Raw genomic sequence first — 22,393 nt, forward strand, 5'->3', positions numbered from 1 at the left:
CATAAAAAAGGCCCCGCCAGATCACTGGCGGGGCCTTTTTTTGCATCAGGCGTTTGCCTTACTGAGCATCTTCCGCCGGAGCTTTCTCACCGTGAGACAAGCTGTAGACGTAAGCGGCCAACAGGTGAACCTTGTCATTGCCTTGCAGCTGTTCCTGCGCAGGCATCTGGCCCTGACGGCCGTAACGGATGGTCTGCTGCAGTTGAGCGAAGCTCGAACCGTAGATGAACGCCGCCGGGTGGGTCAGGTCAGGTGCGCCCATTGCTGGCGTACCTTTGCCGGCCGGACCGTGGCACGCCACGCAGTTGGCAGCGAACAGTTTCTGACCGGCAACCGGGTCGGCCTTGGTGCCTTCCGGCAGCTTGCGGCCATCGAGGTTGGTCAGGACGAACGCAGCAACGTCCGCCACGCCTTGCTCGCCGATCACTTCAGCCCACGCCGGCATGACCGCATGACGGCCACCCATGATGGTGGTCTTGATGGTTTCCGCTTCACCGCCCCAGCGCCAGTCGGCGTCGGTCAGGTTCGGGAAGCCGTAGGCGCCCTTGGCGTCGGAGCCGTGGCAGACCGAGCAGTTGGAGGCGAACAAACGGCCACCCATCTTCAGGGCTTGCGGGTCCTTGGCGACTTCCTCGATTGGCATGGAAGCGAATTTGGCGAAGATCGGACCGAACCTGGCGTCCGACTTGGCCATTTCCTTTTCCCACTCGTGAACGCCGGTCCAGCCGGTCTGGCCGTTGGCGAACGCGGTCTGCTTCTCGTTATCGAGGTAGTTGTAACCTGGCAGCAGGCCTTTCCAGTTGCCCAGGCCCGGGTACAGCACCAGGTAGCCCAGGGCGAAAATGATGGTGCCCACGAACAGCATGAACCACCATTTCGGCAGCGGGTTGTCGTACTCCTCGATCCCGTCGAAGGAGTGGCCAACCGTTTCTTCTGTTTGCTCGGCGCGCTGGCCCTTGCGGGTGGACAGCAGCAGCCAGGTCAAGGCGAAGATGGTGCCGAGACTGAGGACTGTGACGTACAGACTCCAGAACGTAGTCATTCTTTGTTACTCCTAGAAGCTTGCTCGACGTGCTTGATGGCTTCGGGATCATCCGCGAAAGGCAGCAAGGTCGCGTCTTCAAACTCCGACTTGCGCTTGGGGCTGAACACCCACAACGCCAGACCGATGAAGGCCACCATCACGACAACGGTGCCCAGGCCACGAATCATCCCGATATCCATCTAAATCACCGTTTGCTTTTGATGATGGTGCCCAGGCCTTGCAGATAGGCCACCAGCGCGTCCATTTCGGTTTTGCCCTTCACAGCATCCTGAGCGCCGGCGATGTCTTCGTCGGTGTAAGGGACGCCGAGCGTGCGCAAGACTTCCATTTTCTTGGCGGTGTCTTTGCCGTCGAGCTTGTTTTCCACGAGGAACGGGTAGGCCGGCATTTTCGACTCAGGCACCACGTTGCGCGGGTTATACAAATGCGCACGCTGCCAGTCGTCGGAGTAACGACCGCCAACACGGGCCAGGTCCGGACCGGTACGTTTAGAACCCCACAGGAACGGGTGGTCCCAGACGCTTTCACCGGCGACGGAGTAATGGCCGTAACGTTCGGTTTCAGCACGGAACGGGCGGATCATCTGCGAGTGGCAGCCGACACAACCGTTGGCGATGTAGATGTCGCGGCCTTCCAGCTCAAGGGCGGTACGGGGCTTCATGCCTTCGACCGGCTTGTTGGTGACGTCCTGGAAAAACAGCGGAACGATCTGGGTCAGGCCGCCGATGCTGACGGCGATAACCATGAAGAAGGCCAGCAGGCCAATGTTCTTCTCGACTGCTTCATGCTTCATCAGTGAGCTCCAACTACAGCAATCTGAGCGGCGGCTTCGGCTTCAGCCGGGTTCGAGGCACGTACGGTACGCCATACGTTGTAGGCCATGAACAGCATGCCGCTGGCAAAGAACGCACCGCCCAGGGCGCGAACGATGAAACCGGGGTGGCTGGCTTGCAGCGCTTCAACGAACGAGTAGGTGAGGGTGCCGTCGTCGTTGATTGCACGCCACATCAGACCCTGGGTGATGCCATTGACCCACATCGAAGCGATGTACAGGACGGTACCGATGGTCGCGAGCCAGAAGTGCGCGTTGATCAGGCCCACGCTGTGCATCTGCGCACGACCGAACAGTTTCGGGATCATGTGGTAGATCGCGCCGATCGAGATCATCGCTACCCAGCCCAAGGCACCGGCGTGTACGTGGCCGATGGTCCAGTCGGTGTAGTGCGAGAGCGAGTTGACGGTCTTGATGGCCATCATCGGGCCTTCGAAGGTCGACATCCCGTAGAACGCGAGGGACACGACCAGGAAGCGCAGGATCGGGTCGGTGCGCAGCTTATGCCAGGCGCCCGACAGGGTCATCATGCCGTTGATCATGCCGCCCCAGCTCGGAGCCAGCAGGATGATCGACATCGCCATGCCCAGGGACTGCGCCCAGTCTGGCAGTGCGGTGTAGTGCAAGTGGTGCGGACCGGCCCAGATGTACAGGGTGATCAGCGCCCAGAAGTGCACGATCGACAGGCGATAGGAGTAGATCGGACGCTCGGCCTGCTTCGGAACGAAGTAGTACATCATCCCCAGGAAGCCGGTGGTCAGGAAGAAGCCCACCGCGTTGTGCCCGTACCACCACTGGATCATCGCATCCGTCGCACCGGCGTAGGCCGAGTAGGACTTGAAGAAGCTGACCGGCAGGGACGCGTGGTTGACGATGTGCAGCATCGCCGTCACGACGATGAAGGCACCGTAGAACCAGTTACCCACATAAATGTGCTTGGTCTTGCGCTTGGTGATGGTGCCGAAGAACACCAGACCGTAGGTGACCCAGACGATGGCCAGCAGAATAGCCAAAGGCCATTCCAGCTCAGCGTATTCCTTGGTGGTGGTGTAACCCAGCGGCAAGGTAACGATGGCGCCGACGATCACCGCTTGCCAACCCCAGAAGGTGAAGGCTGCGAGGCTGTCGGAAATCAGTCGCGTTTGGCAGGTTCGCTGCACGACGTAATAAGAAGTGGCAAACAGTGCACAACCACCGAAGGCGAAAATCACCAGGTTGGTGTGCAGCGGGCGTAAGCGTCCAAAAGTCGTCCACGGCAGACCGAAGTTCAATTCCGGCCATACAAGCTGTGAGGCGATGAAGACACCGAGCCCCATGCCAAGGATCCCCCAGACCACCGTCATGATGGCGAACTGGCGGACTACCTTATAGTTATAAGCAGTCGGACTGATTGCTGTGCTCATTCTAAGGTTCCACGGTTTGGGTGTTTTATTAGGAGTAAAAATCGGCCGCAAGTATGGAGAAAGCAGGGGGTCATTGCAACGCGCCATGACCTGGGTCAATGCTTTCAAAAGCTGATTCTGCGGCCTTTCCATGCGCCGCGTAAGGACAAAATCGCCCTCGGACAAAATGTCGCAGCGAACGAAAGTGGTGAGGGGGGTCAGGTCAGTTGTAACGGGGTGTGTTCAAACACAACGATCGAGTGACCGACGGCAATTGGCACGACAGCCGGTATCTACCAGCCTTTGCGGCCTGTCATCGAGCAGATTCGTCGAACACATCGGGTTGGGTCGACCTGGAACCGGCTCATGCCAGTCCGCATCGGGGGAAGCTTAGACCCGATTCCGGTGAACCGAAAGGAGGACTAACGGAGGGTGCGACAATGGGTCGCAAAGGGGCAGGGAACTGCCGCATCCGGGGAGAATGCGGCAGTAGAGCTGTGAAGAATTATTCGCTTTTGCCTTCGGCCTGCAAACGCTCTGTATTCAGACCGTGGGACAGGCTGTACACATAAGCGGCCAGCAGTTGCACCTTATCGTTGCCGAGCAGTTCGTTCTGCGCCGGCATATGGCCCTGACGGCCATGGCGAATGGTTTGTTGCAGTTGCGCCAGGCTTGTCCCGTAGATGAACCCGGCCGGTTGCGTCAGATTCGGCGCGCCCATGGCTTCAGTGCCTTTGCCGTTTGCACCATGACAGGCTACGCACATCGTGCTGAACGCTTGCTGTCCGGCCTGCAGATCGGCGCCGCTGTCAGCCGGCAATGGCAGGGCGGCCAGGTCATGACGTACATAGGCGGCAACGTTTTTCACGCCGGCATCCCCAAGGATTTCACCCCAGGCCGGCATTGCGGCCATGCGCCCACCCATGATCGTGGTCTTGATCATCTCGGCGTTGCCGCCCCAGCGCCAGTTGCTGTCGGTCAGGTTCGGGAAGCCAAAAGCGCCCTTGGCATCCGAGCCGTGGCACACCGAGCAGTTCGACGCAAACAGGCGACCGCCCATTTTCAGCGCTTGCGGGTCCTTGGCCACTTCTTCCACCGGCATGGCGGCGAATTTGGCGAAGATCGGTCCGAACTTCGCATCGGCCTTGTTCATCTCCTTTTCCCATTCGTGGACGCCGGTCCAGCCGTCCTCGTAACCCGGCAGGACGCCTTTCCAGTTGCCCAGGCCCGGATACAAGACCAGATAACCTACGGCGAACACCAGCGTGCCGGCGAACAGCATGAACCACCACTGCGGCAGCGGGTTGTCGTACTCCTCGATGCCGTCGAAGCTGTGGCCCATGGTCTGGTCGACGCTGCCCTTGGTTTCGCCCTTGCGGGTGCCGATCAGCAGCCAGGTCAGGCCGATCAGGCTGCCGATGGTCAGTACGCAGATCCACGTACTCCAGAAAGTGGTCATGACCGGGTACTCCTTGTTTCAGGTTCTTGGGTGGCGTCGTCGGCCAGGGGTTCATCGGCGAACGGCAGCAAACGCGCTTCGGCGAATTCCGGGTTGCGCTTGCTGTTGAACACCCACAGCGTCAGGCCGACGAAGGCCACGAACACCACGACCGTGCCCAGGCCGCGGATCATTCCACTGCTCATTTCAAAGATCATGGGGCTCACCTCTTGCTCTTGATGGCAGTGCCGAGCACTTGCAGGTAGGCGACCAATGCGTCCATTTCGGTCTTGCCCTTGAGCGATTCGACGCTACCGGCGATGTCGTCGTCGGTGTACGGCACGCCAAGGGTGCGCATTGCCTTGATCTTGGTTTCGGTGTGGCTGCTGTCGAGCTGATTGGCCACCAGCCATGGATAGGCAGGCATCTTCGATTCCGGCACCACGTTGCGCGGGTTGTACAAATGCGCGCGGTGCCAGTCTTCGGAGTAGCGGCCGCCGACACGGGCCAGGTCCGGACCGGTACGCTTGGAGCCCCACAGGAACGGGTGATCCCAGACGCTTTCGCCGGCGACCGAGTAGTGACCGTAGCGTTCAGTCTCGGCGCGGAACGGCCGGATCATCTGCGAGTGACAGCCGACGCAGCCTTCGCGGATGTAAATGTCGCGACCTTCCAGTTGCAACGCGGTGTAGGGCTTCATGCCTTCCACCGGTTTATTGGTCACGTCCTGGAAGAACAGCGGGACGATCTGGGTCAGGCCGCCGATGCTCACGGCGAACACCATCAGCAACATCAGCAGGCCGACGTTTTTCTCGATTGTTTCGTGTTTCATGGCGGACTCCTCAGGCGATCTGCGCGGCAGCGGCGGCTTCGGCAGGCTGCGAGGCCCGCACGGTGCGCCAGGTGTTGTAAGCCATCAGGAACATGCCACTGAGGAAGATCGCGCCGCCCACCAGTCGCACGACGAAGCCTGGGTGGCTGGCCACCAGGGTTTCGACGAAGGAGTAGGTCAGCGTGCCGTCTTCGTTGACGGCGCGCCACATGAGGCCCTGGGCGATGCCGTTGACCCACATCGATGCGATGTACAGAACGGTGCCGATGGTCGCGAGCCAGAAGTGCGCGTTGATCAGGCCGATGCTGTGCATCTGCGCGCGACCGAAGATTTTCGGGATCATGTGGTACAGCGCGCCGATGGAAATCATCGCCACCCAGCCAAGCGCACCGGCGTGAACGTGGCCGATGGTCCAGTCGGTGTAGTGGGAGAGGGCGTTGACGGTCTTGATCGCCATCATCGGACCTTCGAAGGTCGACATGCCGTAGAACGCCAGCGATACCACCAGGAAGCGCAGGATCGGGTCGCTGCGCAACTTATGCCAGGCGCCCGAGAGCGTCATCATCCCGTTGATCATCCCGCCCCAGCTCGGCGCCAGCAGGATCAGCGACATCACCATGCCCAGCGACTGTGCCCAGTCCGGCAGCGCGGTGTAGTGCAAGTGGTGCGGACCGGCCCAGATGTACAGGGTGATCAGCGCCCAGAAGTGCACGATGGACAAGCGATAGGAATACACCGGACGCTCGGCCTGTTTCGGCACGAAGTAGTACATCATTCCGAGAAAACCGGCGGTGAGGAAAAAGCCTACGGCGTTGTGCCCGTACCACCACTGCACCATGGCATCGGTCGCGCCGGCGTACACCGAGTAGGACTTGGTGAAACTCACTGGCAACTCAAGGTTGTTGACGATGTGCAGGATGGCGACGGTGATGATGAACGCACCGAAGAACCAGTTGCCGACGTAGATGTGCTTGGTTTTGCGCTGGGCCAGTGTGCCGAAGAACACGATGGCGTAGGCGACCCAGACGATGGTGATCAGGATATCGATCGGCCATTCCAGCTCGGCGTATTCCTTGGAGCTGGTGTAACCCAACGGCAGGCTGATGGCCGCCAGGAGAATCACAAGCTGCCAGCCCCAGAAGCAGAACGCAGCGATTTTCGGCGCAAACAGCTGTGTCTGGCAGGTGCGTTGCACCGAATAGAACGAACTGGCGAACAGGGCGCAACCGCCGAAGGCAAAGATCACCGCGTTGGTGTGCAGCGGGCGCAACCGGCCGAAACTGGTCCACGGCAAATTAAAGTTGAGTTCAGGCCAGACCAATTGAGCCGCGAGAAAAACCCCGAGCCCCATGCCGACGATGCCCCACACCACCGTCATAATGGCGAATTGGCGGACCACCTTGTAGTTGTAGGCGGTACTGATAGAAGTGTTCATGGTTCCCCATCCACGGTTCAGCCGAAGTGAAGGCCTGTCTTTGCGAGCAAGTCGCAAGGCAGACGCTTCCTTCGCCTGGAGTTATAGGCAGACTAAAAGCGAGGCAAGCATGGACAAAGAGCACAAGGCCAGTATTGACGGGGATCAATGGGCGCAGTGTGTAGCCGAACATGGCTGGCTGTGGAGCGCCGCCGCGGCGCCGTCATCGACGACGCTGATTCTCGCCCATGGCGCCGGTGCGCCCATGGACAGCGCCTGGATGAACGACATGGCTGCGCGCCTTGCTGCGCTTGGCGTCAACGTGCTGCGCTTTGAGTTTCCGTACATGGCGCAACGGCGTGTCGAGGGGGGTAAGCGCCCGCCGAACCCGGCGCCGAAACTGCTGGAATGCTGGCGAGAGGTGTATGCGGTGGTGCGACGCCATGTCACTGGGCGTGTGGCGATTGGCGGCAAGTCCATGGGGGGGCGGATGGCGAGCCTGTTAGCCGATGAGCTTGAGGTGGATGCGTTGGTGTGCCTGGGGTATCCATTTTATGCGGTGGGTAAACCGGAGAAGCCTCGGGTCGAGCATTTGGCTGGGCTGAAGACGCCGGCGTTGTTTGTTCAGGGTGAGCGGGATGCATTGGGCAATCGCGAGGCGGTCGAGGCTTACACGTTGTCACCGAGTATCGAAGTGTTCTGGCTGGTGGCGGGGGATCATGATTTGAAACCGTTGAAGGCTTCGGGGTTTACCCATGAGCAGCATTTGGCGGCTGCGGCGGGCAAGGTTGCCGAATTCCTGCGGCGAGATGCATAACCCTGTGGGAGGGGTTTGTCCGCGATGAGGCCCAGACAGGCAACATCACTTTCAGAGTGACGATAAAAAACCCGGAAGCTTTCGCCGTCCGGGTTTTTGTCTTTCCAGCATCAATCAGCGGTTAAACCGCTCCACCAGCGAATACTGAGTATTCGCCGTCTTCGTCAGCTCTTCACTCAACAACGCCGAGTGCTGCGCCTGTTCCGACGTCTGGTCAGCCAGTTGCGAGATGTTGCTGATGTTGCGGCTGATTTCTTCGGCCACCGAGCTTTGCTCTTCGGTCGCGGCTGCGATCTGGGTGGTCATGTCGGTAATGTGTGCCACCGCTTCGCTGATCCCGACCAGCGCCTGATCTGCTTCCAGTACCCGCGCCACACCTTCTTCCGCCTGGCGATGCCCGGCTTCCATGGTTTGCACCGCTGAGCTCGCGGTTTGCTGGAGCTTGGCGATCAGGGCGTGAATCTGCCCGGTGGATTCGCTGGTGCGTTGCGCCAGTTGACGAACTTCGTCAGCCACCACCGCAAACCCACGGCCCATCTCACCGGCTCGGGCCGCTTCGATTGCCGCGTTCAACGCCAGCAGGTTGGTCTGGTCGGCGATGCCTTTGATCACGTCGACCACGCCGCCGATTTCATCGCTGTCCTTGGCCAGTTGGGTCACGGTCAGGCCGGTTTCGCCGACCACTTCCGACAGTCGCTGAATGGCTTCGCGGGTTTCCCCGGCGATGTCGCGGCCGCGACCGGTCAGGCGATTGGCTTCCTGAGTCGCGTCCGCGGTGCGTTGCACGTGGCTGGCGACTTCCTGCGTGGTGGCGGCCATCTGGTTGACGGCGGTGGCCACTTGTTCGGTTTCGACGCGCTGACGTTCCAGGCCGGTGGAGCTGCTGTGCGCCAGGGTGTCGGACTGTTTCGCCTGGTCGCTCAGGTGCTCGGCAGTGTCCTGCAGACGGGTCAGGCAGGTTTTCAGGCGGGCTTCCTGACTGAGGATCGACATCTCCAGGCGCGCCTGGGCGCCACGGCTGTCGGTGTACATCTGCGCGATCAGCGGGTCGGATGTAGTCTGTTCGGCCAGGCGCAGCAAGCGCTTGAGGCCGCGCTGTTGCCAGCTCAAACCCAGCAGGCCCAACGGCACCGAAAGGCCCGCAGCCAGGGCGAAGCCCCACTGGGAGTTGAGTGTGGCGCCGATCATGAAGCTCAGCTGGCTGACCAGAATGAACGGCAGCCAGTCCTGAAGCACCGGCAGCCATTTATCGGTGGAAGGAATCGCTGACTTGCCCTGGTTGATGCGTTGGTAGAGCGCTTCGGCACGCTGGATCTGTTCGGCGGTGGGCTTGACCCGCACCGACTCGTAACCGACCACCTGATTGCCTTCGAAAACCGGTGTGACGTAGGCGTTGACCCAGTAGTGGTCACCGGTCTTGCAGCGATTCTTGACAATGCCCATCCATGGCAAGCCTTGTTTCAACGTGCCCCACATGTGCGCGAATACCGCAGACGGTACGTCGGGGTGACGAACCAGGTTATGCGGCGCACGGATCAGTTCCTCGCGGGAAAACCCACTGATTTCGACGAACGCGTCGTTGCAGTAGGTGATCACGCCCTTGGCATCGGTGGTGGAAATCAACCGTTGCTGAGCCGGAAAGGTCCGTTCGCGTTGTGTGATGGGCTGGTTGTTACGCATGGCTTTTTTCAATCCGCAAGGCTTTGAGAGGTTGTCGGCATGGTCAGGGGTTTATTGAATTTTTATTTCAATAATCAGCGGCGCGTCGCAAAACGACCGTTACGTCAGCCGGCCAGCATCGGATAGGTGAACAGGCCGAAATGCAGCAGGTTCAAGCCGAAATGCGTGGCGATGGCTGCCGCCAATCCGCCGAAACGGTAGGCCAGACCATAGCCGACACCTGCCAGGGTCGCCAGTAACACCCATTGCCAGCCGGCAGCCAGATGCGCCAGACCAAACAACAGCGAGGCGAGCAGCAGTGCGAGGTTTTCGCCATAAGGCAGGTGTTTGAGGTGTCGGCTCAGACCGCCCTGGATGTAGCCGCGAAACAGCGCTTCCTCCACCAGCGTGACCAGCAGCAGATTGTTGAACAGCCACAACCAGGCCTGATCGGGCCATTTGGGGGCCCAACTGATCACGCCCAGCAACAGCGCGCCGCCGAGCGCCAGCAGGGCACTCAGTGTCAGTCCCATCGCGGTGGCAAAAATGCCAAGCCGCAGCGAACGCTGGCCGACAATCCACGGGCAGACCAGCAACAGCCAGAAACCAATCAGCGGTTTGTCCAGGTTCAGGTACATGGAAAAACGCACGGCATCGTCGGTGAAGCGTTGCGGATTGATACCGCGGCCGTTGTAGAAACCGGGAAGCCAATGCATGGCCAGTGCCAGCGCCATGAAAATGAACAGCGCGTGGCCGAGGTAGCGGCCTATGCGCAGGTGGTGTTGGCGTGCGGCGAAACCGGCGGTCAGCAATAGCGCAACGGAGATTCCGGCGAGCCAGCCGAGGTGGCCATAAGTCAGGGCCAGGCCGTAGCCAAAGGAGAGCAGGGCCAGATGAATCCATGGCAGGGCGAGCATGTGAAGTCCTTAATGTGACGCAAAACAAATGTGGTGAGGGGATTTATCCCCGTTGGGGCGCGAAGCGGCCCTAAATCTGAGTGCATGGTATTTCAGGCACACCGCATCACAAAGTTTGCGACTGCTTCGCAGTCGAGCGGGGATAAATCCCCTCGCCACAGGGCAGGTGATGGTTTGAGGAGGGTGATTATATGGACGTACCCAACAAACAAAAACACCGCCCGAAGGCGGTGTCTTTTGTCAGCAGGCGGTCAAGACGCAATCAACTGCCGCAACACGTAATGCAAAATCCCTCCCGCTTTGAAGTACTCCACTTCATTGAGCGTATCGATCCGGCACAGCACCTCGACTTTCTCGCGGCTGCCGTCCTCGCGGGTGATGATGAGCGTCAGGTTCATCCGCGGCGTCAACGCCACTCCCGTCAGACCAATGATATCCAGCGTTTCCTTGCCCGTGAGGTTCAGGCTCTTGCGGTTCTGATCCAGTTTGAACTGCAGCGGCAACACGCCCATGCCCACCAGGTTGGAACGGTGAATCCGCTCGAAGCTTTCGGCGATGACTGCTTTTACACCCAGCAGATTAGTGCCCTTGGCCGCCCAGTCCCGGCTCGAGCCGGTGCCGTATTCTTGCCCGGCGATGACCACCAGCGGGGTGCCCGAGGCCTGATAACGCATGGCCGCATCGTAGATCGCCATTCGTTCCCCGGTGGGAATGTAAATCGTGTTGCCGCCTTCCTCTCCTCCGAGCATTTCGTTGCGTATGCGGATGTTGGCGAAGGTGCCGCGCATCATCACTTCATGGTTGCCGCGGCGGGAACCGTAGGAGTTGAAGTCCCGCGGTTCCACGCCTTTCTCGCGCAGGTAGTTGCCCGCCGGGCTGTCGGACTTGATGTTGCCGGCCGGGGAGATGTGGTCGGTGGTCACCGAATCGCCAAGCAGCGCGAGGATTCGGGCACCTGCGACGTCCTTGACCACGGGCGGCGGGCCACCGATATCGTCGAAGAACGGCGGGTGCTGGATGTAAGTCGAATCATCCTGCCAGACATACGTTGCCGCCTGCGGCACTTCAATTGCCTGCCATTGCTCGTCGCCGGCAAACACCTCGGCGTATTCCTTGTGGAACATCGCGGTGTTGACCTGATTCACCGCGTCGGCGATTTCTTGGGTGCTTGGCCAGATGTCCCGCAGGTAAACAGGGTTGCCGTCCTTGTCGTTACCCAGCGGTTCGCTGCTGATATCAATGCGCACCGTTCCGGCCAATGCATAAGCGACCACCAGCGGTGGAGAGGCCAGCCAGTTGGTTTTCACCAGCGGATGCACCCGGCCTTCGAAGTTGCGGTTGCCCGAGAGCACCGAGGCGACGGTCAGGTCGGCTTTCTGGATGGCTTTTTCGATCGGCTCCGGCAACGGGCCCGAGTTGCCGATGCAGGTGGTGCAGCCATAACCGACAAGGTCGAAACCGAGTTGATCCAGATACTGAGTCAGGCCGGCGGCCTTGTAGTAGTCGGTGACCACTTTCGAGCCTGGGGCCAGCGAACTCTTGACCCACGGTTTACGCGTGAGGCCTTTCTCCACGGCTTTTTTCGCCACCAGCCCTGCTGCCATCATCACGCTGGGGTTGGAGGTGTTGGTGCACGAGGTGATCGCGGCGATGACCACCGCGCCGTTTTTCAAGCGATAGGTCTGGCCGTCGTACTCATAGTCCGTTTCACCGACCAAATCCGCGTTACCTACCGCGACGCCGCCACCGCCCTCACTTTCCAGGCGACCTTCTTCCTTGCTGGTGGGCTTGAACTGCAGACCGAGGAAATCACTGAACGCTTGCGCGACATTGGGCAGCGACACCCGGTCCTGTGGGCGTTTCGGCCCGGCGAGGCTGGCCTCGACGCTGCTCATGTCCAGCGCCAGGCTGTCGGTGAACACCGGCTCCTTGCCGGGCAGGCGCCACAGACCTTGTGCCTTGCTGTAAGCCTCGACCAGTTTCACGGTTTCCAGCGGCCGGCCGGACAGGCGCAGGTATTCCAGCGTCACGTCATCCACCGGGAAGAAACCGCAGGTGGCGCCATATTCCGGGGCCATGTTGGCGATGGTCGCTCGGTCGGCCAGCGGAAGGTCGGCAAGACCGTCGCCATAGAACTCGACGAATTTGCCGACCACGCCTTTCTTGCGCAGCATCTGGGTGACGGTCAGCACCAGGTCGGTGGCGGTGATGCCTTCCTTTAACTTGCCCGTGAGTTTGAAACCGATCACCTCCGGAATCAGCATCGACACCGGTTGGCCGAGCATCGCGGCTTCCGCTTCGATCCCGCCGACGCCCCAGCCGAGCACGCCGAGGCCGTTGATCATGGTGGTGTGGGAGTCGGTGCCGACCAGCGTGTCGGGGAACGCATAGGTGCGACCGTCCTCATCCTTGGTCCAGACGGTGCGGCCGAGGTATTCGAGGTTGACCTGGTGGCAAATCCCCGTGCCGGGCGGCACCACGCTGAAGTTGTCGAAGGCGCTCTGGCCCCAGCGCAGAAAGGCATAACGCTCGCCGTTGCGCTGCATTTCGATGTCGACGTTCTGTCCGAAGGCGCTTGCGCTGCCGAACTTGTCGACCATCACCGAGTGATCGATCACCAGATCCACCGGCGACAGCGGATTGATGCGCTGCGGGTCACCGCCGGCCTTGGCCATGGCGGCGCGCATGGCGGCCAGGTCGACCACGGCGGGCACGCCGGTAAAGTCTTGCATCAATACCCGGGCAGGGCGGTACTGGATTTCACGATCGGAGCGACGTTCCTTGAGCCAGGCGGCAATCGCCCGGAGGTCGGCGCCGGTGACGGTTTTTTCGTCTTCCCAGCGCAGCAGGTTTTCCAGCAACACTTTCAACGACATTGGCAGTTTGTCGAGATCACCGAGGCTCTTGGCTGCATCGGGCAGACTGAAGTAATGGTAGATCTTGTCGTCGACTTGCAGGGTTTTAAGGGTTTTCAGGCTATCGAGGGACGGCATTGAAATGACTCCTTTGGGTCCGCACGGCTACGGACTGACGGGACGAACAGAGCTTTAACCTAGCCCTGTTTAGGCGTTAAGGCTAATAACTGGACTCTATGGACAAGTCCGAGGTTCCGAACTCGGCTATCATGCGCCGGTTTTCGTGACAGGCTTTGCTTCAACGCAAGCCTGGGCATCGTGCAGTGGCTGAATTCTTCGCCAACTGCCCAGGAGTAAGAATGAACACCCTCTTTATGCATTGCCGGCCGGGCTTCGAAGGCGAAGTCTGTTCCGAGATTTCCGAACACGCTGCGCGGCTGAACGTCGCCGGTTATGCCAAGGCCAAGACCGCCAGTGCCTGCGCCGAATTCATTTGCACCGAAGAAGACGGCGCCGAGCGCCTGATGCGCGGTCAGCGTTTTGCCGATCTGATTTTTCCGCGCCAGTGGGCACGCGGGATTTTCATCGACCTGCCCGAAACCGACCGTATCAGCGTGATCCTCGCGCACATGGCAGACTTCCCGCTGTGCGGCAGCCTGTGGCTGGAAATGGTCGATACCAACGATGGCAAGGAACTGTCGAACTTCTGCAAGAAGTTCGAAGTACACCTGCGCAAGGCGCTGATGGCGGCCGGCAAACTGGTGGAAGATGCGAACAAGCCGCGCCTGCTGCTGACGTTCAAAAGCGGTCGCGAAGTGTTCATGGGGCTGGCCGAGTCGAACAACTCGGCGATGTGGCCGATGGGCATTCCGCGCCTGAAGTTTCCCCGCGAGGCACCGAGCCGCTCGACCTTGAAGCTGGAAGAGGCGTGGCACCACTTTATCCCGCGCGACCAGTGGGACGAGCGCCTGCACAGCGACATGACCGGCGTCGACCTCGGCGCAGCGCCGGGCGGCTGGACCTGGCAACTGGTCAACCGCGGCATGCTGGTGACCGCCATCGACAACGGTCCAATGGCGCAAAGCCTGATGGACACCGGTCTGGTGCAACATTTGATGGCCGACGGCTTCACCTACAAGCCCCGCCAGCCGGTGGACTGGATGGTCTGCGACATCGTCGAGAAACCGGCGCGCAACGCCGCAATGCTGGAGGAGTGGATCGGCGAGGGCCATTGCCGCGAAGCGGTGGTCAACCTCAAGTTACCGATGAAACAGCGTTACGCTGAAGTGAAACGCTTGCTGGAGCGCATCGCCGACGGGTTCAAGGAGCGCGGAATCCGCGTCGAAATTGGCTGCAAGCAGCTGTATCACGACCGGGAAGAAGTGACATGTCATTTGCGTCGGCTTGACGTGAAGAAACCCAAGTCCCGTTAAAAGGCTGTACGCGGTCCCTAAACAGGTATGGCGTCATGCCACAGATGACCGAATACCCGGGAATGCGCGACAATGCCGGCCAGTTACAGGAGTGAATCATGAGTGAAATGCTTGATACGCCGGTAGACGGCACCCTCGACGCCACCGGCCTCAACTGCCCCGAGCCGGTGATGATGCTGCACCAGCACATCCGTGACCTCGCGCCCGGCGGCCTGCTCAAGGTGGTTGCCACCGATCCGTCGACCCGTCGTGACATTCCCAAGTTCTGCGTGTTCCTTGACCACGAACTGGTCGCGCAACACGAAGAGGCTGGCACCTACCTGTACTGGATCCGCAAGAAGTCCGATTGACCCACAAAAAACTACGGTGGGAGCCAGCCTGCTGGCGATAGCTGATTCAAACTCAACATCATTGTTGACTGAATCACCGCAATCGCCAGCAGGCTGGCTCCCACAGGGTCAACTCAGCCCGTAGCGGATCCGCTTGCGTGCACTGCGCGTCAGGCGGATCGACAGCATCAGCGCGGCGCAGCTCAGGCCGACGATCAAACCTTGCCACAGCCCGCTCGGGCCACTCGGTGTGCCGAACCAGTCGGTCAGCCCCAGCGCGTAACCCACCGGCAAACCAATGCCCCAGTACGCGAAGAGCGTCAGGATCATCGTCACCCGTGTGTCCTGATAGCCACGCAACGCACCGGCCGCCGTGACCTGGATCGCATCGGAAAACTGGAACAGCGCCGAGTAAACGATCAGCATCGCCGCCACGCGAATCACCGTTGGGTCAGCCGTGTAGATGGCCGCGATGTGCTCGCGCAGCAACAGCATTATGCTCGCCGAAATACACGCGTAAGCCAGCGCCGTGCCCATGCCGACACCGGCGGCGAAACGGGCTTCGCGCGGTTCCTGACGACCGAGCGCCTGACCCACTCGTACGGTCACGGCCATGCCGATCGAGTAGGGAATCATGAACACCAGCGAACTGAAGTTCAGCGCGATCTGATGCCCGGCGACTACGGTGGCGCCCAGGCTGCCGATCAGCAGGGCTATCACCGCGAAGATGCTCGATTCGGCGAACACCGCGATGCCGATCGGCAGGCCGATGCCCAGTAGGCGTTTGATCACTGACCACTGCGGCCAGTCGAAACGGCTGAACAACTGGCTCGATTGATACGCCGGCGCCCAGCGCTCCCAGCCGGCCATGCCCAGCGCCATCACCCACATCACAATCGCCGTAGCCCAGCCGCAACCGACGCCGCCCATGGCCGGCACACCGAAGTGGCCATAAATGAAGATGTAGTTCAGCGGAATGTTCAGCGCGAGCCCGCACAAACCCAGGACCATCGCCGGGCGCGTGCGTCCCAGGCCGTCACTGAAACAGCGCAGCACATGGTAGAACGCGACGGCGGGCAAACCGCTGGCGATGCCGTGCAGGTATTGCATGCACGGGCCGATCAGTTCGGGATCGACCTTCATCAGGTGCAAGATCGGTTCGGCGCTGAACAGCATGCCGGTCGCCATCAAGCCCACCACCAACGCCAGCCACAACGCCTGCCGCACGATCGGGCCGATCTCGCTGTGCGTGCCGGCGCCAAAGCGCTGGGCGACTTTAGGTGTGGTGGCCAGCAGAGTGCCGGTCATCAGCAGAAACACCGGGACCCAGATCGAGTTGCCCAGCGCCACCGCCGCCAGATCCCGCGGTCCGACGCGACCGGCCATCACCGCATCAACGAAGCCCATCGCGGTGGTGGCCAGCTGCGCGATCATGATCGGCAACGCCAGGCTCAGCAGATTCTTCAGCTCGAGGCGAACCCGGGCCGGGCGGTTTATGGAAATGGCGGCGGGGCGGTCAGTTACGGAATTCAAGGGCGAAACGTCCAGAGATATTGAGGCGCGAGCCGGCGCATTCTACGCCTTGACGCAATGGTCAGGAAAAGTCCTGTGTTAGCCATTTGTAATCATTTTTCGAACATTGCGACTCTCCCCCCTGTGGCGAGGGAGCTTGCTCCCGCTGGGCAGCGAAGCGGCCCCAAGTCAAACACCTCGGTTTCAACAGACTCACCACATAGGACTGCTTCGCAGTCCGGCGGGAGCAAGCTCCCTCGCCACAGGGGATTAATGCCTGCTGGCCCATCACGTCCTTCTCCGCCTACACTGCCGATCCGCCAAAGGAGCCTGCCATGCTGATTGTTGCCGACGAAAATATTCCGCTGCTCGATGCCTTCTTCGAAGGTTTCGGTGAAATCCGCCGGGTGCCGGGACGTTCAATCGACCGCACTACCGTCGAACAGGCCGATGTGTTGCTGGTGCGCTCGGTGACCAACGTCAATCGCGCGTTGCTCGAAGGCAGCAAGGTGCGCTTTGTCGGCACGTGCACCATCGGCACTGATCACCTCGACCTCGATTACTTCCAGCAGGCCGGCATCACCTGGTCCAGCGCCCCCGGCTGCAATGCCCGTGGCGTGGTCGATTATGTGCTGGGCAGTTTGCTCACCCTCGCCGAAATTGAAGGCGCCGACCTCACCCGGCGCACTTACGGCGTGGTGGGGGCCGGGGAAGTGGGCGGTCGACTGGTCAAGGTTCTGCAAGGGCTGGGCTGGAACGTGCTGGTCTGCGATCCGCCACGGCAAGCGGCTGAAGGGGGTGATTTTGTCAGTCTTGAGCAAATCATCGAGCAGTGCGATGTCATCAGTCTGCACACACCGTTGAAAAAACACGGTGCCGGATCGACCTGGCATCTGTTCGACAAAAACCGTTTGAACCAGCTCAACCCCGGCACCTGGCTGATCAATGCCAGCCGCGGCCCGGTGGTGGACAACTCAGCCCTGTGCGACGTTCTGCTGCACCGCGAAGACCTGCAAGCGGTGCTGGATGTCTGGGAGGGCGAGCCTGAGGTCGATGTGGCGCTGGCCGACCTCTGCGTGCTGGCCACGCCGCACATTGCCGGTTACAGCCTCGACGGCAAACAACGCGGGACAGCGCAGATCTATCAGGCGTACTGCGCATTTCTCGGGCAGCCGGCGCGGGTCAGCTTGAGCGATTTGCTGCCGGCTCCGTGGTTGTCTCAGGTGACCTTGAACGCTGAGAGCGATCCTGCCTGGGCGCTGGCGATGTTGTGCCGTGGCGTGTACGACCCGCGCCGCGACGACGCGGATTTCCGACGCAGTCTTGTAGGCAGTGTGAGCGAGCAGCGTGCGGCGTTTGACGGACTGCGCAAGAACTATCCATCACGGCGGGAAATTGATGGGCTGCAGGTGCGGATCGAGGGGGATTCGCCGCAGTTGCGCAAGATTGTGGCGGCGTTGGGGGCTGTGGCTGTCTGAAGACCGCGTTGGCCCAATCGCGGGCTTGCCCGCGATTGGGTGCGCAAAACCTGCAAAAAACGCCCACAAAAAACCCGGCCATCAGGGCCGGGTCAAGAAGACGGTGGCTATATCAATCTTGTTTGGCAGGCTTGACCAATCGCTTCTCCAGTTCGCGGCAGGCGTCCTGGATCATGTTTTCAGTGATCGGAACTTCACGGCCTTTTTCGTCAATGATTGAGCAACCCAGAGACTGATCTGGCTGTGTGCGGATCACTTGAATCTTGTCATCGCTGCTGTGTTGCAAGGACATGGCCTGTCTCCTCTTCAGGTTGTGTGCTTACTGTAGAACCGCCAGGTGACCGGGCTGTGACAACTCCCTGCGATCTCTTCTGAGCGGCAATGCCAGTCCACCAGAAATACCGTAACGTTGCCACCCGGACTTTAGACCAATAGCGTCTAGGGGCTGGTCTTTGCGGTCATAATTAACCTGACTCATTGTGATTTACAGAGTTCCCCCCCATTGAGCGGTATAGCCGACCCCTAAACGTGTGAACTGGAACCCCCCCGATGCTATCTGCCCGTCACCGCCGCGCGATTCGCCTGGCCAGCCGTTTCCTTGTGCCCTATCGCTGGCAGGCGTTGGGTGCGTTGCTCGCACTGATTGTCACGGCGGGCATTACCTTGTCCATGGGGCAGGGGATCCGGCTGTTGGTGGATCAGGGATTCATGACCCAGTCGCCGCATTTGCTCAACCAGACCATCGGTCTGTTCATGCTGTTGGTGTTGGGTCTGGCGCTCGGCACGTTTGCGCGTTTTTACCTGGTGTCGTGGATTGGCGAGCGGGTGGTGGCCGACATCCGGCGTCAGGTGTTCAACCATCTGGTTTACCTGCATCCGGGGTTTTATGAAGACAATCGCAGCTCCGAGATCCAGTCGCGGCTGACCGCCGACACTACGTTGCTGCAATCGGTGATCGGCTCTTCGCTGTCGCTGTTTCTGCGCAATCTGCTGATGGTGATCGGCGGGATTGTGTTGCTGTTTATCACCAACCCCAAACTCACCAGCATCGTCGTTGTGGCGTTGCCACTGGTGATCGCGCCGATCCTGATCTTCGGCCGACGGGTGCGCAGCCTGTCGCGCCTGAGCCAGGACCGGATTGCCGACATTGGCAGCTACGTGTCTGAAACCCTTGGCCAGATCAAAACCGTGCAGGCCTATAACCATCAGGTCCAGGACGAACAGCGGTTTGCCGCGACCGTGGAGGAGGCGTTCAACACCGCCCGTAAACGGATATTCCAGCGTGCCTGGCTGATTACCCTGGTGATCGTGCTGGTGCTGGGCGCGGTCGGCGTCATGCTGTGGGTCGGCGGCATGGATGTGATGGCCGGGCGGATTTCCGCAGGTGAACTGGCGGCGTTCGTGTTCTACAGCCTGATCGTCGGCAGCGCGTTCGGCACGTTGAGTGAAGTCATTGGTGAGCTGCAGCGCGCTGCCGGCGCCGCCGAGCGGATTGCCGAATTGCTGCGCTCGGAAAACATTATCCAGCCACCGACGACGGGGCTGGTGACATTGCCGGAGCGAGTGACGGGTAACCTGGAACTGCAAAACGTGCGTTTTTCCTACCCGTCGCGTCCTGAAAGCTACGCCGTCGATGGCTTGAGTCTGACCGTCAAGGCTGGCGAAACCCTTGCGCTGGTCGGACCTTCCGGCGCGGGCAAGTCGACGGTGTATGACTTGTTGCTGCGTTTTTACGACCCGGCCGAAGGCCGCATTCTGCTCGACGGCGTGCCGCTGACTCAGCTCGATCCGCTCGACTTGCGCCGTTGCTTTGCGCTGGTCTCGCAAAACCCTGCGCTGTTCTTCGGCAGCATTGAAGAGAACATCCGCTACGGCAACCCGACAGCGACCCTGGAACAGGTCCGGGAGGCGGCAAAGATTGCCTATGCCCATGATTTTATCGAGGCAATGCCCAACGGCTACCAGACTCACCTCGGCGACGGTGGCCTCGGTTTGTCAGGCGGCCAGCGCCAACGCCTGGCCATCGCTCGAGCGCTGCTGGTGGACGCGCCCATCCTGCTGCTCGACGAAGCCACCAGCGCCCTCGATGCCCAAAGCGAGCACCTGATCCAGCAAGCCCTGCCCAGCTTGATGAAAAACCGCACCACCCTGGTTATCGCCCATCGCCTGGCCACGGTGAAAAACGCCGACCGGATCGCGGTGATGGATCAGGGCAAACTGGTGGCAGTGGGCACCCATCAGGAGCTGATCGCGAGCAATGCGCTGTATGCGCGGCTGGCGGCGTTGCAGTTCAATGATGGAAAGACCGAACTCGATCTCCACCTGTAGGAGCCGCCGCAGGCGGCGATCTTTTAATCTTGCTTAAAAAAATGCCCGCATCAATCGATGCGGGCATTTTTGTTTGCGGCTCAAGGCGACGATCAAAAGATCGCCGCCTGCGGCAGCTCCTGCATGACCGGCTCCCGGTTATTGATCGTCAAAATACCGCTCATGCCAATCCACCAACGGCTGTGGCGAGTTGAGCTTCTGGCCGTAGATCACCGAGTACGACAATACGTTCTGCACGTACTGGCGGGTTTCGTCGAACGGGATGCTTTCTACCCAGACGTCGAAGCTCAGGTGATCCGCGCCGCGCAGCCACTGGCGCACGCGACCCGGGCCGGCGTTGTAGGCGGCGGAGGCGAGGACGCGGTTGCCGTTGAACTGGCTGTGCACCTGGCTCAGGTAGGCGGCGCCGAGCTGGATGTTCTTGTCGGGATCGAACACATGCTGTGGCGAGGCCAGGGGAATGCTGAACTTGCGCGCGGTTTCCTTGGCGGTACCGGGCATCAGTTGCATCAGGCCGCTGGCGCCGACGCCGGAGCGGGCGTCGTCCATGAAGGCGCTTTCCTGTCGCGTGATGGCGAATACCCAGCTCGAATGCAGGCCACGGACCTTGGCTTCGCGCACCAGGGTTTCGCGGTGGGCCATCGGGAAGCGGATGTCCAGGTCGTCCCAGTATTGCGCCTGACTGATGGTGCGGATCGCCGGGAAGTACCATTTCAGGTCATAGGCCAGTTTCGCCTGGGCGACCATTTCGTCACGGTTGAAGTGGCGGCTGACGTAATACCACTCGCGACGACCGTCAACGATCTGCCCGCGTGCGTGGAATTCAAGGGCGCGACGTACACCTGGCGTGTTGCGCACTTTGTTGATCAGCGCCTGGCTAAGCACCAGCGGCTTGTTGTTCAGCGAGTACGGCAGCTGGGAGCGGTCGGCGGCGAGGAAGCCGTAGAAATCACGCTCACGGGCGAGGCCTTTGTAAAGCGTCTGCGCTTGCGGGTTCTGCGGCTGCGCCAGTTCCAGGCTACGGGCCTGCCAGTAGCGCCAGCGGTTGGTGGTCGCCAGGTCTTGTGGCAAGCGGCGAGTCAACTGATAGGCATCGTCCCAGCGGGCCAGGCGCAATAGCAGGCGCAAGCGCCATTCGGACACGGTGTTGTCGCGCAATTCCGGGTCGTACTTGGTCATCACGTCCAGCGCCCGGCTATCAAAGCGACGAGCGAGGGTCAGGCCGATTTCCCGGGCGATCGCGACTTTTTCATCACGGGAGAAATGCATGCTGCTGGCATAGCCGTCGAGCAAGGCCATCGCCTTGTCCGGGTCTTGCTTGGCCAGGCGGCGCAAGCCGAGGCTGACGATGTCAGACATCGGCTCATCGGCCGGGGTGAAGCGCGACGGCTGATTAAGCAGTTCAGGTTTCTGCGCCACATCCACCAACAAGCGACCGCGAGGGGCGAGGGTGGTCAGGCCATTGACCAGGCTGTTGGCCAGCGGATAGTTGCGCGCCTGGGCGGCAAGCTTGGTGCGTTCCCAGCGTTTCTGTTCGGTCAGTTGGCCTTCGGCGGCCCAGATCCCGAACAAGCCATCACACGCCCCAGGCAACGATTTACCGGTTAGCCAGAGTTTTTCGGCGTTGGCATAACCTTCGGTCTTCTGGTTGCGCGCGATCTGATTCTGCGCGTTCAGGCAGTCCAGTTCGGTGAAATTGAGCTTGGGGTCGTAGTACTTGACGAAAGTTGCCCAGTCTCCGCGATCGGCCAGCCAGCGCAACCAGCGAAGTTTCATCCAGTTGGCTTGCGGCAGATCGCCGTGTTCGGCGAGGAATTTCTCGATTTCGGCATTGCTCGCGGTTTTCAGACGCGCGGTCAGTTCGTCATACGCAAGATAAGGCTCCAACGGGTAATCACTGAGAGCCTGGCTGTAACGGAAGTACGGACCTGTATCACCCTTGGCCAGGGCACGCTTGGCTTCATCGTAGTATTGGCGTTGGGTAGACAGGTCCACCGCCTGTGCTGTTTGGATGGCTGTGGCAGAAAGAAGAAAACTGGATAAAAGACCAAAAAGGCGGCTGCGCATGAGACGTCCGAACAGAGAAATCATGACAAGCGTTGACGATGCCAACACTGAATTA

At 60.5% G+C, this 22,393-nt stretch carries 19 protein-coding genes; 5 read left to right on the top strand and 14 right to left on the bottom strand.

The window, feature by feature from the left end; all coding sequences use genetic code 11:
* Positions 1 to 58: 58 nt before the first annotated feature.
* The 8 genes from ccoP (ACM1ZW_RS18470) to ccoN (ACM1ZW_RS18505) form a co-directional block, all read right to left on the bottom strand.
* On the bottom strand, positions 59 to 1,042 hold the full coding sequence (gene ccoP, locus ACM1ZW_RS18470) for a cytochrome-c oxidase, cbb3-type subunit III (protein WP_414878644.1): 984 nt from the start codon (positions 1,040 to 1,042) through the stop codon (positions 59 to 61).
* Positions 1,039 to 1,224, bottom strand: a complete 186-nt coding sequence (locus ACM1ZW_RS18475) for a CcoQ/FixQ family Cbb3-type cytochrome c oxidase assembly chaperone (RefSeq protein ID WP_003175465.1) — start codon at positions 1,222 to 1,224, stop codon at positions 1,039 to 1,041. The genes ccoP (ACM1ZW_RS18470) and ACM1ZW_RS18475 overlap by 4 nt, the downstream gene beginning before the upstream one ends.
* A gap of 5 nt (positions 1,225 to 1,229) precedes the next feature.
* Positions 1,230 to 1,838, bottom strand: coding sequence for a cytochrome-c oxidase, cbb3-type subunit II (ccoO, locus tag ACM1ZW_RS18480; protein WP_017337535.1), 609 nt, complete (start codon positions 1,836 to 1,838; stop codon positions 1,230 to 1,232).
* Positions 1,838 to 3,280: a cytochrome-c oxidase, cbb3-type subunit I gene (gene ccoN / locus ACM1ZW_RS18485; protein WP_017337536.1), complete on the bottom strand. Its 1,443-nt coding sequence runs from the start codon at positions 3,278 to 3,280 to the stop codon at positions 1,838 to 1,840. The genes ccoO (ACM1ZW_RS18480) and ccoN (ACM1ZW_RS18485) overlap by 1 nt, the downstream gene beginning before the upstream one ends.
* 484 nt (positions 3,281 to 3,764) lie before the next feature.
* A complete protein-coding gene (gene ccoP, locus ACM1ZW_RS18490; protein WP_017337537.1) occupies positions 3,765 to 4,718 on the bottom strand; it encodes a cytochrome-c oxidase, cbb3-type subunit III in 954 nt (317 codons plus the stop codon).
* The gene (locus ACM1ZW_RS18495; RefSeq protein ID WP_017337538.1) at positions 4,715 to 4,915 is read right to left on the bottom strand and encodes a cbb3-type cytochrome oxidase subunit 3; all 201 of its coding nucleotides are present in this window, start codon (positions 4,913 to 4,915) and stop codon (positions 4,715 to 4,717) included. Before ACM1ZW_RS18495 ends, ccoP (ACM1ZW_RS18490) begins: the two co-directional genes overlap by 4 nt.
* A gap of 5 nt (positions 4,916 to 4,920) precedes the next feature.
* A complete protein-coding gene (ccoO, locus tag ACM1ZW_RS18500; RefSeq protein ID WP_017337539.1) occupies positions 4,921 to 5,529 on the bottom strand; it encodes a cytochrome-c oxidase, cbb3-type subunit II in 609 nt (202 codons plus the stop codon).
* Positions 5,530 to 5,539: 10 nt separating this feature from the next.
* Entirely contained in the window at positions 5,540 to 6,964 is a 1,425-nt protein-coding gene (gene ccoN / locus ACM1ZW_RS18505; protein WP_017337540.1) for a cytochrome-c oxidase, cbb3-type subunit I, read from the bottom strand.
* 109 nt (positions 6,965 to 7,073) lie between these two features.
* On the opposite strand from ccoN (ACM1ZW_RS18505), the gene ACM1ZW_RS18510 reads away from it, so the two are divergent.
* The gene (locus ACM1ZW_RS18510) at positions 7,074 to 7,760 is read left to right on the top strand and encodes an alpha/beta family hydrolase (protein ID WP_017337541.1); all 687 of its coding nucleotides are present in this window, start codon (positions 7,074 to 7,076) and stop codon (positions 7,758 to 7,760) included.
* 114 nt (positions 7,761 to 7,874) lie between these two features.
* On the opposite strand, the gene ACM1ZW_RS18515 is transcribed toward ACM1ZW_RS18510, so the two are convergent.
* The 3 genes from ACM1ZW_RS18515 to acnA form a co-directional block, all read right to left on the bottom strand.
* The gene (locus ACM1ZW_RS18515) at positions 7,875 to 9,440 is read right to left on the bottom strand and encodes a methyl-accepting chemotaxis protein (protein WP_416739003.1); all 1,566 of its coding nucleotides are present in this window, start codon (positions 9,438 to 9,440) and stop codon (positions 7,875 to 7,877) included.
* Between the two features lie 104 nt (positions 9,441 to 9,544).
* Positions 9,545 to 10,336, bottom strand: a complete 792-nt coding sequence (locus tag ACM1ZW_RS18520; RefSeq protein WP_416739004.1) for a CPBP family intramembrane glutamic endopeptidase — start codon at positions 10,334 to 10,336, stop codon at positions 9,545 to 9,547.
* Between the two features lie 251 nt (positions 10,337 to 10,587).
* The gene (gene acnA / locus ACM1ZW_RS18525; RefSeq protein WP_052909693.1) at positions 10,588 to 13,329 is read right to left on the bottom strand and encodes an aconitate hydratase AcnA; all 2,742 of its coding nucleotides are present in this window, start codon (positions 13,327 to 13,329) and stop codon (positions 10,588 to 10,590) included.
* 221 nt (positions 13,330 to 13,550) lie between these two features.
* Here acnA and rlmM point away from each other — a divergent pair, with 221 nt between their 5' ends.
* On the top strand, positions 13,551 to 14,624 hold the full coding sequence (gene rlmM / locus ACM1ZW_RS18530) for a 23S rRNA (cytidine(2498)-2'-O)-methyltransferase RlmM (protein WP_017337545.1): 1,074 nt from the start codon (positions 13,551 to 13,553) through the stop codon (positions 14,622 to 14,624).
* Between the two features lie 98 nt (positions 14,625 to 14,722).
* Positions 14,723 to 14,974 (top strand): sulfurtransferase TusA, encoded by a 252-nt coding sequence (gene tusA / locus ACM1ZW_RS18535; RefSeq protein WP_017337546.1) that lies wholly within the window; start codon positions 14,723 to 14,725, stop codon positions 14,972 to 14,974.
* Between the two features lie 108 nt (positions 14,975 to 15,082).
* Here tusA and ACM1ZW_RS18540 read toward each other — a convergent pair whose 3' ends face one another.
* Entirely contained in the window at positions 15,083 to 16,486 is a 1,404-nt protein-coding gene (locus ACM1ZW_RS18540; protein WP_414878648.1) for an MATE family efflux transporter, read from the bottom strand.
* A gap of 314 nt (positions 16,487 to 16,800) precedes the next feature.
* Between ACM1ZW_RS18540 and pdxB the strand changes: the two genes are divergently transcribed.
* Complete coding sequence (gene pdxB / locus ACM1ZW_RS18545; protein WP_414884702.1) at positions 16,801 to 17,943, top strand: 4-phosphoerythronate dehydrogenase PdxB; 1,143 nt, start codon at positions 16,801 to 16,803, stop codon at positions 17,941 to 17,943.
* A gap of 112 nt (positions 17,944 to 18,055) precedes the next feature.
* On the opposite strand, the gene ACM1ZW_RS18550 is transcribed toward pdxB, so the two are convergent.
* On the bottom strand, positions 18,056 to 18,235 hold the full coding sequence (locus tag ACM1ZW_RS18550; protein ID WP_017337549.1) for a PA1571 family protein: 180 nt from the start codon (positions 18,233 to 18,235) through the stop codon (positions 18,056 to 18,058).
* 257 nt (positions 18,236 to 18,492) lie between these two features.
* Between ACM1ZW_RS18550 and ACM1ZW_RS18555 the strand changes: the two genes are divergently transcribed.
* Positions 18,493 to 20,271: an ABC transporter transmembrane domain-containing protein gene (locus ACM1ZW_RS18555; RefSeq protein ID WP_017337550.1), complete on the top strand. Its 1,779-nt coding sequence runs from the start codon at positions 18,493 to 18,495 to the stop codon at positions 20,269 to 20,271.
* A 138-nt stretch (positions 20,272 to 20,409) separates the two neighbouring features.
* Here the strand turns inward: ACM1ZW_RS18555 and ACM1ZW_RS18560 are convergent, their stop codons facing one another.
* The gene (locus tag ACM1ZW_RS18560) at positions 20,410 to 22,338 is read right to left on the bottom strand and encodes a transglycosylase SLT domain-containing protein (RefSeq protein WP_017337551.1); all 1,929 of its coding nucleotides are present in this window, start codon (positions 22,336 to 22,338) and stop codon (positions 20,410 to 20,412) included.
* Positions 22,339 to 22,393: the final 55 nt, after the last annotated feature.

Source organism: Pseudomonas sp. NFX71 (assembly GCF_048079215.1).
GTDB classification, from domain to species: domain Bacteria; phylum Pseudomonadota; class Gammaproteobacteria; order Pseudomonadales; family Pseudomonadaceae; genus Aquipseudomonas; species Aquipseudomonas fluorescens_B.